This is a genomic window from Massilia sp. BAP21 (genome assembly GCF_057801335.1).
The window spans coordinates 2183595-2198299 of sequence record NZ_CM173596.1; the positions used below are offsets into that span (position 1 = coordinate 2183595).

Sequence of the window (14705 nt, forward strand, 5' to 3'; positions counted from 1 at the left end):
CCCGAAACCGTGTCGTCATCGGCTTTTTAACGCAATGGCAGGGAAAACTCGATCACAGATCGAAATCCCTGCCTGAACCGTTTTCGATTTCGGCCATTCTTAAACCATCTTCACATCCGCTCTCCGCCTCGGAGACTCGTGTCTTCCATCATTCACTACAACCATCGTGATCGGGCTAGTTGCCCCTTAGGCCGCATGTGCTCTTGGCACGGCACCTATGAACATCACGCCAGCTTCCCTGGTCGTTCCGCAACTGGAGGCGCGCATCCTCAACGCCTGGACTTGGTCCGGGAATGCGTAGCGAGACACTGCTTCAAGTTCTGTTCTCTTCCCGGGAAGAGAGACCGATTACCGCGAGGGTTCGGCGCATCCGTGGTTGGCAGTAAGGCCCGCGGACGCGAAACTGGTTTATTTAAGACGGGTGCCTTACCCCCGCCAAGCCCAGCGGCCGCGCTTCCGCCCTGGGCGATAACAGGTATCGACAGTTTTTTTGAGGGGATATATGTGGCAGCAAAAAGTGAACGCCGAGATGAAGTCGCACGGTCAGCGCCGAATGAATGGGAAAGTCGCGTCCGAGCGAACCCAGACCCTGACAAAAGACGTGGTGTATGCAGCGATCCGGTGTCTACACAAACTCGGCTACAAGCTCCAAGACCCGAAGAACTTGGGCGAGCGGCACATTGAAGCGCTCGTCAAGCATTGGTGGTATTCCCAGCATAAGAAGATAAAGACAATCCAGAACGACCTGTCGCGGTTACGCATGTTCTGCTTAATGCTCGGCAAGCCCGGTATGGTCGGCTCCGTTCAGAAGTATCTCCCAGACGTGGACCCCGATTTGTTGAAGGTGCGCTCCGTTGCGCAAACCACGAAGTCTTGGTCTGGAAACGGGATCGATCCCGTAGAAACGTTTCGCAAGGTCGACGAGCGCGATTCGCGCCTTGGTCTGATGTTGCGTCTCGAACTGGGCTTCGGACTACGGCGCGAAGAGGTCCTGAAATGTAATCCGCATGTCCAGGACTACGGTCACTACCTCCAGGTTTTCCCTGGTATGGGAAAAGGTGGTCGCTGGCGGAACATTCCGATCGAGTCGAGCGCACAGCGCGAGCTTCTGGAGTACGTCAAAGCCCGGGTGCCAAAAGACAAACCGCTTGGGTGGGAACGGGCCCAATCGGGCCAGGCAGCCAGCCTCGAACAGAACATCCGCCGATACGAAAATTTAATGGCATCGCTCGGCTTCACCAAGGCCAACGCCGGCGTGACCGGACACGGTTTGCGGGCACAGTTTGCAGAGAACCATGCGCTGCTACTTGGGATGATTCCGCCCACGATGGGCGGCGATGTTGAGCAACTGGGCAGTACGGATCGGAATGTGGCGAAGGCCAAGGTCGCTCAGGCGCTAGGCCACAATCGACCGTCAGTAACGGGCGCATATATCGGTTCCTTCGGGTCGTCCGCACCAAAGTCAACTGAGAGCGATCAAGGTATCGCAACGATTCAGAAAGCGCTTCGGATTCTCGACGTGGTTGGGCTGCAGCAGGTCTCCGCCGAGCGGGTAGAGGACTGCCGGCTTATGCAGGACACGATGGCTGGCCTGGGTCTACGCGTGTCTGCAGAACAGATTCACATTCTGTGGTCGGAGCACTCGCGGCGGAACGGAGCGGAATGGATGACTCCCGGGCGCGGAGTTTTAGTAGCACTAAGCGCCACAGCCCAAGCAATGATCAAAGATTTTTTGTTGTAATAAAAGGAGAAGTAAATTGAACAGTAATAAAAACACGATTCTCGAACAAGCCAGCTTGCATCTTCTGAACAACGGATGTCCGGTATTGCTTGGCATGCCGGCTTATGGAATAGCGAGCTGTGTTTTTCGCAAAGAGAACCCTGCGTCTCATGCGGAAATCATGGGTATCGGGGAAAGGAGATTTAGCACCAGTATCCTTGAAGATTACCAACAGTTGCGCGGGTACCATTTTCCATGGGGGACAGTAAGCGAAACATCGTTCGAAGGTGACGAGGAATACGAGGGAGTGCGCTATGTGAAATTTACGTTTGATCCGCGGGACGTGTATTTAGCCTTCCCAAGCGGCTGGCATCTCGCGGATCTGTTCTATTGGTTATACCAGTCGCATCCGCTCCGCCACCGTATATTCGACACTGACCCTGATGATGTCACTTTTGATTGGTCGGTAATTTCATTTCAGGCAAGGGGAGAGCGCCAAATCAAAGCGCTACGGTCATGGCTGGAAGAGGTTTTCATACCGCTGATTTGGCCCGATCTGCAGCGAGAAGCGATGAGACTCATCGGCCAGAAAAAAGCAAGCATTTTTAGTCCAGATGGTTCATTCGAAGAACTCCTGTCGGACCGGTCGCGTTGGCTGCTGTGCAGCGACCCTGCAGAACTCTCGTATTACACAGGAGAGTAAAATGATTTTATATAGCTAAATATGTAGCTTGTCAATCTGGCTAGAATTAAGCTATGAGCGGTGATATCAAGGCTGGCAATCAAATGGTTGCCAGCCTTGCTCACTTCATCAAGTATAGAATGTATACTCAATGCCGTCCGGTTGAAGCTTTAGGAGTAGCGTAGTGTACTTATCTTGTAGAACTAACGAGTCAAGCGATACAGCGAAAAATATCGCGGCACTCACGAGATAGGCGATTGAAAAGCCATTGAAGAAGATCGCAATGAGTGTGACGATCGAGAGAAGGGAAAAAACTCGGCATCCGATTAAGAAGATGGTTTTTGCCAAAGGATGAAAATAAAACAACAAGTAGAAGATGGTGCTTCTCATTGATTGTCTCCTTTTCTATCATTTTTCTTCGAGCGCTTGAGACGCGAAGAAAGCGCCCTGAAGAGTCGGCGAATAAAGCGGCCTATCGCCATGTATGGTTCAAGAAAAAGGAGGCTGTCTGCGATGGCAATTTTTTTAATATGCGCAAAAAATTCTTTCATTTAATGTGTGCCTTTATGCTATTAAGGTAATCGGTATTCTTAGTGTGAGTGCCGCACGTTTAATGGTTCAGCAATTTTGTGCCTGCTGTATTGCAGACAAGTGCTGCATTTAAAAAAGCCTATTCTCCTTGCTTGAGGAAACCCCACGGCGAATTCCTGCGATGACCCCTTTGGACTGGATGACATTAGCCACTTCCTGGACGTCGGCCCGATACTTTAGGCTTAACAAGGTGATTACGTGATGCCGCGAATGGAAGCAAAACATAATCTTCGCCAACGAAGGTTTCGGGCGGAATAATTGGTGAGTCAGGCGGTTGATGTTCCACCACAGTACTCGACAATCACCGTTACCGGCGAGATAGGCTTTTACGGAGCGCCGGTCTCCTTTTGCCCAGTCGGTCGTAAAAATGGTTTGGTTCGTGATCTCTTTAGTATTCATTGGGAAAGCTCCTTTGGTCTGCTGCGCTGAACGGTATATATAACCGTCACAGATCAATCTTAATTCCCATTCTTCCTAACGCAAGTCGAGTTCCGGAGAAAAAAACTTTCGCCTCAAGATGTCGATCAGCAGAAGTCTTGCCGTTAATCGGAGTCGTAAGTTATTAATTTTTGCCGAGGACGAAGCGATGAACTGATGAAGAGATTTCGCTGTTTCGTAGTAAATTCCTTGCAGGGTGTACTATTCATACATAACCAAAACTCGGACGGAGTTTTCTCGGACGGAGTTTTAGATGACCATGTCAATGATTGATCTATCGACCTAAAGGGCACCTCGAAAAACCCCGTCAAGTCTGGCATGATGCTGACGCCTCGAGCCTGACGTAATTTCCATGATCAAGACCAGTCTGTTTGCCGATCAGGAGCGCGAAGCCAAGCTGAACAAGCTTGGCGATGCGCTGCGGGTGTTAGAGCAGCATGTCGACTTCGCGGTACTCGCCGCTGAAGTCGACACTGCGGCACCACGCCCCAGCCGTGAACGCGGCGGCCGTCCGCCGTTTCCCACCGAATTGATGGTCCGCGTGCTGTTGATCCAGCAGTTGTTCAACCTTTCCGATGAGCAGATGGAATTCCAGCTGCTTGATCGCCTGAGCTTCCAACGCTTCGTCGGCTTGCGTGCCAGCAGCCAGATCCCGGACCGGACAACGATCTGGACCTTCAAGGAGCGCCTGATCCAGGCCGGCGCCAGCGAGAGCATTTTCGAAGCGGTCAATCGGCAATTGTCCAAGCACGGTTACATTGCGCGTGGCGGCCAGATGATCGACGCGAGCATTGTGCAGGCGCCCAGGCAGTCGCTGAACAAGGAAGAGAAGGCCCTGGTTGGTGAAGGTGCGATGCCGGCCGACTGGAAAGCAGCCAAACGGCGCCAGAAAGACATGGATGCGCGCTGGACGAAGAAGCACGGCAAGTCCTATTTCGGCTACAAGGTCTCGGCCAACGCCGACAAGCGCTATAAGCTGGTGCGTAAGATCAAGGTGAGCACGGCCAGCGAACACGACACCACGCATTTCGAGGACGTGCTCGACCCTGCCAACACGAACCGGAACATCCTGGCCGACAAGGGATATGTCGACAGCGAGCGTGAAGCGCGGCTGGGCAAGCAGGGCTGGCGGATGCACATCCAGCGCAAGGGCAGCAAGGACAAACCAATCTCCGATACACAGCAGCGACGCAATCGCCGCATCGCCAAGACACGTGCGCGCATCGAGCACGTGTTTGCCGGCATGGCACAGATGGGTGGGAAGGCGCTGCGCTCCATCGGCCTGGCGCGCGCCACGCTGCACCTGAACTGGAAGGTGGCTGCGTACAACCTGCAGCGCCTTGTCTACTTGAAGGAGGCCCGGGTCGCGGCGTTCTGACGCCCGAGGTCCGCCCGGACCGCCAAAATCGGGCATCTCAACCTGAAAAACAGCCCCAGAAATGGCGCGGTCCGCTCATTCCCAGCCATATTCAACCGCTCGGCCCGCGCGTGGCGCCGAAATCACGGGTTATTCGAGGTGCCCTAAAGCTTGGGCGAACTGAAGGGGCTTCACTACGACATCGAAAAAGAGATCAAGAGCCCCCAGCTCCACGAGGTCAGCAAAGCGCGCGAGCAAATCCTCGCGATTGCACAGAAATTAGGTGGTTCAGTCCAAGATTTACTCGGCGTGATAAAGAAAACCAAAGCTGGGAAGGCTGAAAAAGGGGAAGGCGCGGTACAAGAATCCTGGCGACAGTTCGAAAACGTGGTCAGAGCGTGGGGGGCAGCCGAGGTGGATGGTGGAAGGATTGGCGAGCGGGAGAAAGCTGGACGACTTCCTGATCTAGTTGTTATCCAGCGAGCTGGATCCTGCATCCAGCACTAAATCTGGCACCTGGATTCGCAATGTCACGGGCAGGAAAGTGTTACCTATCAACTTTTTGTAGCCCGCGCCAGCTCAATGTTATAGGATTGGTTAGGGACGGAAGAAGATAACTGAAGGGAAAGCAAATGGCCGCGTATGGCAACGCCGCAGTGAGAGCTGTCACCCTGTACACAGCTGGGAAAGCATCATCGATTGTTGATGGCTGGGAGATCGCCACACGCGAATTCTTCAACACGGAATCAGCTCAAAAGAAAGGTTGCCCGAGGACGACCTTTCTTGGTATTTGCGAAGGGGGCAATGTCCATGGCGTTCCGTCTGGTGAGTACAACACCAAGCTGTCGGATAACAAGCAGTACGGCCTCAAGGCCATTGCGGCTCTCAGGTCGAATCCCATGCTCGTAGACGACCAGGCTTTGCTGTGGAAGAAAATCGGTAACGACAAGCTGAAACCGAATAGCCAGATGGACGTCGTCACTGCGCTATGGAAGGCCGGATTGATCAGGACCACCCGCTGATGGCATTCGTAATCTGCGCTGACAGGCCGTACACGGTTCAGGTTGTCCCCCAAGCCACGTCGCGACCGGTCGGAAGCGCCGCCAGATGGCTAACCGATGTAACGGAAAAACCAGTGTCCTACATAGCATGAATGCGACACATCCCACCGGCGAAGCCCGCGTTGCGGTCCTCGTTGACTGCGACAACACGACCCCCGAGATACTGGACTATGCACTAAGGGTTTCTTCGCAGTTCGGCCGCGTCGTGCTGCGCAGGGGATACGGAAACCACGCTACGCTTGCGAAAACCTGGCAGGAAGCGCTCGTCGAGAAAGCGTTTACTCCGTGTTTGCAGTACCAGTACGCTGCCGGCAAGAATACGTCCGACATCGCTCTCGCCCTGGATGCACTCGAGGCGATGTTCGACGGCCGGGCCGAGAAATTCTGTATTGTCACAAGCGACTCCGATTTCGCCTATTTATGTCGCAAGCTGCGGGAACGCGGCGCGACAGTATCGATCGTAGGCGAGGCAAAGGCCCCGAACGCATTGCGAAATGCTAGTGACCAGTTCTTCGAATGGGTCCCTGAATCGGGAACAACGGAAAGCGACGACCCGAGCAAACTATCGATCGCGAAGTCGAAACTGGCACTGGTCAAGCGCCGCCCTAGGTTCGTGGTCGAAGCTGTCTCATTGTTGGCAAGTGCCACCTCCGACGGTCAGGTCCACCTCTCGGCGCTCGGCCAGTATCTTAAACGTACCGATCCTGCCTTTACGCCTGCAGCGTATGGCCACGCCGGATTGGTTGACATGCTGAAGACCTACGATCTTCTGGTACTCACGCGGGCAGAGAAGGGCCACTATACCGTTGAGCTAGCGCCGATCGAGCAGTAGTCGTACTAGGAAGTGTCCTGAAATGCCGTGCAACAGCCAGCGCGGTCCAATACAAATGAATGCATATCTGACACCGTGAACTCCCCTGATATTTCCATCGGTACTTTCGAGCAGCAACTTGCCGACATCATCGGTAGGCCAACGGCACTGCGACCGTTCGTCTGCAGCGGATCGCCGCTCGCATGCCGCATTTTCATCGTTGGACTGAATCCCGCTTCGCCAATGAAGGCGACTTTCTGGGATTTCTGGCGCCCAGGTATTGGCTACGACAAGGGCGCATGGATGGACGCTTATCTGGGCGAACGTGCAGAGCGCCCGTTGAAGCCTGGACGAATCCGACGCTCCAGGATCAGCCCGTCGCGTGCGGTGATTGAATGTCTGGTTGAGGAGATCGACCCGGCGATTTGTCTGGAAACGAATATCTACGCAACGCCAACCGAAGAGTTTTGCGACCTGGGCACCGAGCTGCGCGATACAAAACCTTTTGACTACCTTCTTGCCACGCTCAAGCCGGAGGTGATTATCGTGCACGGCAAAGACGCCGTAGCGCACATGCAAAACAAAGCTTCTGCTGCGACCGTGCTGCCAGTGCCGCATTTTAGTCGTGGCTGGAGTCACGAGCAAGCACGGGAGCTCGGCCGCGAGGTAAGGCAGAAGCTCGGCGGCTGACGCTGGCGCGCAGGGATCGGATCGGCAAGGGATCGGTGAGAACGAAAAGCTCTACACCGGGGACGCCTTCGAAATGTGCCGCCGCTTGAGTCGTGTTCTATTCCCTCTGGAATTTTGCAGTGTTCATCTGAAATTATTTTAATAAATTATGCTCCCGTCCCTCAACCACCCACAGCAGGACGCCGAGGCTGACATTGCCGAGGACGCACAAGCCGACCTGTGTAAGAACCAGCTCGGCGCCGAGACCGATTTAGTCCCGGCCGGCGAGACCCTTGCCAGCTTCCTCGCGTCCTATCGCGCCAGTCCTGACAGCCAACCACTGGAGAGTTGGCTGGCCGCCGAATTCGCGAAGTACCCGTCGCTCTGGGATGAGCGGGAGAGCGCGAGGGCCGCCGCGGCAGACGTCATCGCCAGCATCACCCGCGCCAACGAAGCGAAGGCATCTCTCGCTGACCATCTCGATCGCGGACAGTCGCGCGCCAGCTGGATTGCCGCGAAGATGGAGGAAGCTGCCACCGCCCAGGCCACGCTTAAAGTAGGCGACTATGCAGCAGCGATCGACGGGGCGCTGGAGCAGGCGAATGCCGAAAACTGGCGCGTGCTGCTCCGTCAAGATGGCGGAATCAGCCAATGTATGAACCTGGACGGGTTTATCGCCGAGCAGCACCACGTCGGCACGTTTAACGTCGATGCAGCAGCCAAGGGCAGTGCCTATCGGGCGCGCGTCCTCAAGCCAGGGGCGGGGGAAGCGTACGGAAAGAATTCGGTCGACATCGGCATCTACGACGGGAACGGCAAGCTGGTGCGCCGTTACCAGGTCAAGTATGGTGCGGACGGCGAGGTCACCACTACCCTGTTTGAGAAAGGCGACTATCGCGGGCAACGCAAGCTGGTACCGGAAGGGCAGGGCAACGACGTCCAGGGAAGTACCGAGGCGATCGAAATTGACGGGGTCACGTCAGCGCCGCTATCGAAGGAAGAGGCAAAGGAACTGCAGCGCCGCGCGCAGGAAGAGTACGAGGCTCGCCAGTACGACTGGAACCAGGCGAGTCGCCTGGACATAGCCAAGCAGTTCGGCAAGCAAGCGCTTGTCGGGGCGTGCATTGCCGCGGCGTTGCAGGGCGCACGCATCCTCGGGCGGCGCGTATGGAACCGGCTTACCGGCAAGGCAAATGCCGCAGTCGGCGAGGACCTGAAGGAATTCTTCGAGAGCTCGCTCAAGAGTTGCGGCCACGTCGGCCTGCAGGTGGCAGTGTCCGGGGCCTTGGTAGTCGCCATTAAGTCCGGGTGGCTCGGCAAGGCGCTGAAGAACACGCCGGCGGGGCGCATCGCCAACATTGCCTTCGTCGCGCTGGAGAATGCGAAAGTCCTGTTCAAATTGGGCAAAGGTGAAATCACGCGCGACCAAGCGCTCGATGCGATGGGCAACGTAACCGTGACCTGCGCGCTGTCGCTGGCCGCGACCGCGGCCGGCGCCGAACTGGGCGCGGCCATCGGCTGCGTGTTCGGCCCGGTTGGCGCCATCGTCGGGGGCTTCCTCGGCGGACTCGCCGCGGGAATTGCCGGCGGCGCCATCGCCGACAAGGTCTACCAGGGCGGTAAGGTAGTCGCCCGGGCGGCGCTGGACATGGCCAAGTCGGTCCACACGACCGTCACCGACGGCGCCAAGGCCTTGGGCCGGGTGGTCGGCTCGGCGTTCTCGGGGTTGCGTAGCCTATTTGCCTAATGTCGGACATAAAAAGATGACGATGAACGTTTCCACAAAATTGCAGTCCTTGGTACGCGCCGGTTGGCCCGGTGTATTGATCCATTCGGCCGAAGACGCCCGCGTGGACCGGATTCTCGCCGGCGTCGCGAGCGACCTCGGCCTAACCGCGACCGAATGGAACCTTGGCTATGGCTGGGTGCGCGCTGATAACAAGCAGCCGCTTCGCACCCCAGGTAGCGGCGACACGAGCTTGGCCGCCTGCCTGCCTGACTTGCTCGACGAAGACCTCGACGGCAAGCTTTTGGTCATCAAGGATGCGGCGCTGGCACTCGAACAGGAGCGTATGGCCATCGCCCGGCTGCGGCAACTACTGAACCGCATCGAGCGCCATCATCGCGCGCGGTGCGCCGTGGTGCTCGTGTCCGAGCGCACGATACTGCCGTCGGAAATTGAGCCGCTGGTGGCGCTACTGCCGCTCCCCCTGCCGGCGCGCGACGACATTGAGGCGCTGCTGTACCAGTTCTGTGCGCAGCACGGCGTCGAGATCGCCGACGCGGTGCGGCCCATGGTCGTCACAACCTGCAGCGGCTTGTCGGAACTGGAACTGAGTGCCGTGTTGACGCTGGCTGCCGGCCCGGCTCGACGCATCGACGACGCGGCGCTCGACACGATCGCGCGCGAGAAGGAACTCATCATCGCCAAGAGCGGCGTGCTTGAGATGGTCGGTGTGCACAACGACATCGGCGATATCGGCGGCTTGGCCGACCTCAAGACCTGGTTGCAGCGCCGCGCCGAGATCATCCGCCGCCTCGACAAGGCGCAGGCCTTCGGCGTCAAGGCGCCGAAGGGTGTGCTGATCGCCGGAATGCCGGGCTGTGGCAAGTCGCTCGCTGCGAAGGTGGCGGCCAGTCTGTTCCGCCTGCCGCTGCTGCGCCTCGATATTGGCTCCCTGCTGGGCAAGTACGTCGGCGAGAGTGAACACAACATGCGGCGCGCGCTGCAGATGGCCGAAACGGTCAGCCCGTGTATCCTATGGGTCGACGAATTGGAAAAGGCGTTCGTCGGTATGGGCGGCAGCGGGGCGTCCGAAGTGAGTTCGCGCCTGCTCGGCTTTTTCCTCACGTGGATGCAGGAAAAGTCAGCCGCCGTTTTCGTTATCGCGACGGCCAACGACGTGACGGCCCTGCCGCCCGAATTACTGCGCAAAGGGCGCTTCGACGAAATCTTCTATGTTGGCTTTCCGAGCACGGAAGAGCGCGAACAGATCTTGGGCATCCATCTGCAGAAGGCCGGCCAGCCGCTGGACGGGTTCAACCTGTCCGAACTGGCGGCACTATGTCGCGACTACGCCGGCGCCGACATTGAGTCCGCCATCAATGAGGCGCTGGAGAACGCTTTTATCGACGCCATCCCGCTCACCCAGGACCTGCTGCGAAAGGCCATCCGCGCCACCGTTCCGCTACGCGAGACGCTGCGCGACCAGGTCGGCCGCTACGAGGAGTTATTCGAGAAGCTCAAGCTCAAGCCAGCGTCGAGCGCGGCGGGGATGAGCGTGGCGCGGATGATCCGCCAGGCCGACGATCCGAACAAGGTCAAGCGAGAGGAAGTTGCTGCACACCCCGATTGTCCGGACAACCTGCTCGAAAAGCTGGTCAAGGACAAGGAAGCGGCAGTACGCCAGGCAGCCTACCGCAATCCGCGTTGCCCGGAACGCGTGCTCACCTTGCGGATCGACATCGGCAAGAGCGACCCGCAGTTCGATGCCGAGCTGCTTGAGATCGCGTGCCTGCACGGGAATGCGCCGCTGGACCTGCTGCTGCGACTGATCGACGAGGAGCTCTTCGACCCTAGCCTTTGCACGAAGATTTTCAATGACAGCGCGCAACGGGATACATTGCGCGACCTATATCCGGACTGGAAGAAATTCGAACCGTCGAAGTACGCAGATGTTTCCTCTGTTGGCAGCGTAGCGTGGCCGTTCGGGACGTGGTCGCGCCCCTAGGAGCGGCCACCGATGCGGTAGCGGAATTCAGCACCCGCCAGCTGCTGTAGGATCTCACCTGTGATCTTTTGCAACCGCACCATCCTTTCAGCGCCGCCGCGCTTGGCGGATCTGCCTGCCTTAGACGGCGAAGGTTTCCACGTTCTGGACCACGGTGCGGCGCCGGGTCGTGCGCGTTCGCGCCATGTTGTTCGCGACCGATCAACACCACACGTCCGCAGACGGGAGGTGCCGGTTCACCACCGGGCCACCATTAGTTAGCCCTAGGGCTACAAGATCAGCTTGTGGCCAGTTGCCGACCTACCTGTTTGGTCTGCTTACGGGTCCGATTACGGCAGCTGCAGCAGGGCCATGTTAGGCGCACGCCCAACGGTGTGAGGCTAGGTTACGCCTAGTCTTAGGAAATAACGGGATTAGCAGTCGCATCAGCTTGCACTTAGCCGTTTCCTTGGGTATCGCCCACTTCCCGTTTTCAGCCAAGAAGTGGGTCGTAGAGCCATCTACCTCAGTTTCGAAATAAGCGGTCGCCTTGCTAAGTTGGCGCTACGTTATCTTGCATAAACTGCGTTTCCAGCCAGCGTTTGAACTCGATTCTCTCGGCTGGATTGAGAAAATCGTCGGTCGCAAAATCGAACGATGAAGTGCTAGCAGAGCCGTTTTGCTCAATAAATTTCAATACGAACTTACGACGGTCGCTTGGCGATAACTGTTGCGCGGCTTTACTTGCGGCTCTGCGGCTATCCCTTTCGTTCTTGCCGTCGTCGTATTTACTAAGCAACTGGGAGGTCTGCTTGACCATATCCGGTCCCAATGTCCGGGACAATATTTTTTCTACCGCCGAAGGGAGTAGACGTTTGCCCGCATTCTGAAGCTCTAAAACCGCGCTGCGAACTTTCACTTCTCCATGTTTTTCTAGCAAAGAAATGACAAGTTGTTTGTCCGAGTCAAACCAGCATTCGACCCCTTCAATTTCCACCATCATCTTGCGGCTAGCTTTGATGCCGGAACCTCCGGCAGCCTGACAGCTCGGGGTTGGGTTGTCATACCTGGCAACTGGGTCTGGCGTGGGAGGTCTGCTTTTTTTAGCTTCTATACTCTTTGTACTAGAGTGCGGAATTTCACTTTCTGGAACGTTGGATTCTGCCTTCATGAAAGTCATTTCCTGCTTCCCTGAACGCGCAATATTGCGCTCATCGTTCACCCATTTGTCGGCGTGCCTGCGCAAACCATCGAGATCGATTAGGTATTCGATGCGCCCTTGGTAAGTCGAGCGCCGCTCCGTGAGGACACCTAGTTCCTTCGCGGCCCTGCGTGCACTCGCCTGTTCTGAACGGGTTAATCCGGTTTCATACTCGAAGCTTTGGTCGATTTCCCGTTCAGGCCGAATCATCTGCCCATTTTCATCGCGGTCCGCGAGCAGTTTCTTGGACCACAAGCGGCCGGCCCCGGCTTTCACTTGGGTATAGACGGCTTGGCATAGCCATGCCGCCGCCGTTGTTCCCAGTTTTCGGGCAAAAAGGGAGCTAAGCGCTACGACCCTGTGAAATTCGCCGTCGGGACCTATATCGAGTTGCAAGGTGTTTGCGATCATCAGCGCACCTCCTCAAGGCAGAGCTCGAACTGGTTGGACGTCGCATGCTCCTCGCGCAGCTGTTGCAGTATTTGTCGTGCGCGGCGGGGAGTGACGCCAATTAGGCGTGCGAGTTCCGAGCTTGACTTTCCGCTTACAAAACGTGCGACCGACAAAGCTTTTGCAATGCCGGGCTTGTTCGACTCGCCTAGAACAGGTTCGTCGTCATCCTCTGACGGTGCCGCCAGGTTTTCGATGAGGCCGCGTGCATTCATGCCAAAACTATCGTCAAGGTCGAGCGAAACGGCGAAGGTGTGAGCGCCTAGCTGGCGGCGCATTCTTTTCTCCAAGTGTCCGAAAACGAATTGGCACAGTGTTCCCTTTGCTGGGTCAAATGTGGCACCCTTGTCCAAGATGATTTCGCTTGCTTCTTGGGCGATGTCGTCTGCCGGCGTGCGGTACTTAGCCGCCTTGGTATTGATCTGAGCTGCGTGCGTCCGTGGGAACGTCACAGCAAGCTGGGCTACTTCGGTAGGAGTAAGGGACATGTCTTTCTTCTCGATCCAATATGCGTACAGGAATGGGTAAAGCGTGACGACAGCTCTGCGATGGAAAAGGACGAATCCTCTTCCGCCCGGTCGCACCCAGGTAAAACATTGCATATGGATCAACCAGATAAACCTGTTCGTGGAGCTGATCACGAGAGGTTCAAGTAGACAAGAAATCTTGAGGGGGAGGGCGGGCTATTGATGTGTCGAGATGGCGAGTGTAAGAGGGATTCTCTTCTGCTCGGTCCACTCAGGCCATGCATTGCACCGGATCTATTACTAACCAATCGAAAAGTGGGTTCGAAAGTTCAGGTAGATCCAGAAAGGATTTTAGGAAGCGTAGACGGACCAAGGGTGCGTCCAAGGTGCAATGCTAACTTATCGCAGCAGAGGTGGAAGTTGGTTGTGCTGCATGACGGCGCGGACAAGGTGCGACGAGGGCGTACAACGGCCATACGAAGAGTAATGCAGCCGCTTGTCAGGCGCTTGGTAGCGGCGCCATTCTACTGAGATAAATTCTAAGCATGCTCGCAGAACATTACGACTACATGCTTGTTGAAAAGCGGAGTGAGCCGACGAAATGCGAGGCGTTTTGCGATGATTTTGGCAAGCGAGTGCCAGTTGGGTACAACAATGCCACAGGGTGACCTGCAAATTATTACACAGATTAGTTTTCTTGGGCAAACTTTTATTGCATCAATGCATGTGGCTCTGATACGGGGCTGTGAAACGCCAACTTATAGCTACCAGCTTTGCACGTACATATGCATGGGGGTAATGCAGCGTAAATTCGCATGACGTGCAAGCTGAGGCAACACCGGCTGATGCGCGAACACGACGAGAGATGCCAGCGTAAACCATCAAAAAGCAGGTTTCGAGACTTGTTGACAGGAAACATTGGTTCCAGTATTCTACAAGCTCGCTCTGCGGAAGTGCTCAGGATTTTTCCTGGAACCCAAACAAAAATTTCTCACTGTCGTGGGATTTTGCTCCCAATTCTCGCCGTTGCTGGCGCAGCAACTCTCGATTTTTCGTGTAATCAGGCTACCGATTTCTTGTCTAGCCAAGAAAATCACGAATTTCGTTCAAATCTCAATCTCTCATAGCTGCTTGTCTAACGTGGCGTTTGTTTGCATTCGCTGTAGCTTTTAGGCCTTCAAAAACGATAGTTGTCGCGAACCGCGACCGTAGCACCACCCGCCACATCATGAATTAGTCAAATTCTGATCTGTCACGGCAGCTTGCTCACAGGCTATTTTTGTCCCGCTCACTCCAGCTCGTCCTCCTCGAAAATACCAGTCTTGGCTCGGCGCAAGCGAGAAGCCAAGAGAGGTATCAAGAACTATTGGTGTCGTCGGCACGCCGATGTCACGAGAAAAATCGGTGCTAGCGCCACCATTGACCTGTCTGTTGGCAGGTAGCGCTAAGCGATGGAAGCCACGTAAAAGTTCAGACCGGGCGATTGGAAGTCGAGAAGTCGGTGCTGCGAGGCACCTGTGTCTCGTTGGATTGCCGGGGAGGGCGATA

Annotated in this window: 13 protein-coding genes; 9 read left to right on the plus strand and 4 right to left on the minus strand. The window is 56.2% G+C overall.

From position 1 onward, the window contains the following. The first annotated feature begins 502 nt into the window (after positions 1-502). Positions 503-1741, plus strand: a complete 1239-nt coding sequence (locus ACWYRN_RS09620; RefSeq protein WP_488692179.1) for a phage integrase N-terminal domain-containing protein — start codon at positions 503-505, stop codon at positions 1739-1741. 16 nt (positions 1742-1757) lie between these two features. After that, positions 1758-2423 (plus strand): hypothetical protein, encoded by a 666-nt coding sequence (locus ACWYRN_RS09625; protein WP_488692180.1) that lies wholly within the window; start codon positions 1758-1760, stop codon positions 2421-2423. Between the two features lie 365 nt (positions 2424-2788). On the opposite strand, the gene ACWYRN_RS09630 is transcribed toward ACWYRN_RS09625, so the two are convergent. Together ACWYRN_RS09630 and ACWYRN_RS09635 are read right to left on the minus strand one after the other, a co-directional pair. Beyond that, on the minus strand, positions 2789-2953 hold the full coding sequence (locus ACWYRN_RS09630) for a hypothetical protein (protein ID WP_488692181.1): 165 nt from the start codon (positions 2951-2953) through the stop codon (positions 2789-2791). Positions 2954-3062: 109 nt separating this feature from the next. Then, complete coding sequence (locus tag ACWYRN_RS09635) at positions 3063-3392, minus strand: hypothetical protein (RefSeq protein ID WP_488692182.1); 330 nt, start codon at positions 3390-3392, stop codon at positions 3063-3065. A gap of 391 nt (positions 3393-3783) precedes the next feature. Between ACWYRN_RS09635 and ACWYRN_RS09640 the strand changes: the two genes are divergently transcribed. The 7 genes from ACWYRN_RS09640 (at position 3784) to ACWYRN_RS09670 (ending at position 11060) form a co-directional block, all read left to right on the plus strand. Then, positions 3784-4809 carry an IS5 family transposase gene (locus ACWYRN_RS09640; protein ID WP_488692183.1) on the plus strand — a complete coding sequence of 342 codons (1026 nt, stop codon included), beginning with the start codon at positions 3784-3786 and terminating at the stop codon, positions 4807-4809. A 150-nt stretch (positions 4810-4959) separates the two neighbouring features. Beyond that, positions 4960-5295, plus strand: coding sequence for a hypothetical protein (locus ACWYRN_RS09645; RefSeq protein WP_488692184.1), 336 nt, complete (start codon positions 4960-4962; stop codon positions 5293-5295). Positions 5296-5420: 125 nt separating this feature from the next. Next, positions 5421-5810 (plus strand): DUF6979 family protein, encoded by a 390-nt coding sequence (locus ACWYRN_RS09650; protein ID WP_488692185.1) that lies wholly within the window; start codon positions 5421-5423, stop codon positions 5808-5810. A gap of 127 nt (positions 5811-5937) precedes the next feature. Continuing rightward, positions 5938-6681, plus strand: a complete 744-nt coding sequence (locus tag ACWYRN_RS09655; RefSeq protein WP_488692186.1) for an NYN domain-containing protein — start codon at positions 5938-5940, stop codon at positions 6679-6681. A gap of 75 nt (positions 6682-6756) precedes the next feature. Continuing rightward, positions 6757-7350 (plus strand): hypothetical protein, encoded by a 594-nt coding sequence (locus ACWYRN_RS09660; protein WP_488692187.1) that lies wholly within the window; start codon positions 6757-6759, stop codon positions 7348-7350. A 148-nt stretch (positions 7351-7498) separates the two neighbouring features. Further along, positions 7499-9076: a hypothetical protein gene (locus ACWYRN_RS09665; protein ID WP_488692188.1), complete on the plus strand. Its 1578-nt coding sequence runs from the start codon at positions 7499-7501 to the stop codon at positions 9074-9076. A 16-nt stretch (positions 9077-9092) separates the two neighbouring features. Continuing rightward, positions 9093-11060, plus strand: a complete 1968-nt coding sequence (locus ACWYRN_RS09670; RefSeq protein ID WP_488692189.1) for an AAA family ATPase — start codon at positions 9093-9095, stop codon at positions 11058-11060. Positions 11061-11592: 532 nt separating this feature from the next. On the opposite strand, the gene ACWYRN_RS09675 is transcribed toward ACWYRN_RS09670, so the two are convergent. Beyond that, complete coding sequence (locus tag ACWYRN_RS09675; RefSeq protein WP_488692190.1) at positions 11593-12651, minus strand: hypothetical protein; 1059 nt, start codon at positions 12649-12651, stop codon at positions 11593-11595. Then, a complete protein-coding gene (locus ACWYRN_RS09680; protein WP_488692191.1) occupies positions 12651-13178 on the minus strand; it encodes a sigma-70 RNA polymerase sigma factor region 4 domain-containing protein in 528 nt (175 codons plus the stop codon). Before ACWYRN_RS09680 ends, ACWYRN_RS09675 begins: the two co-directional genes overlap by 1 nt. Between the last annotated feature and the right edge of the window lie 1527 nt (positions 13179-14705).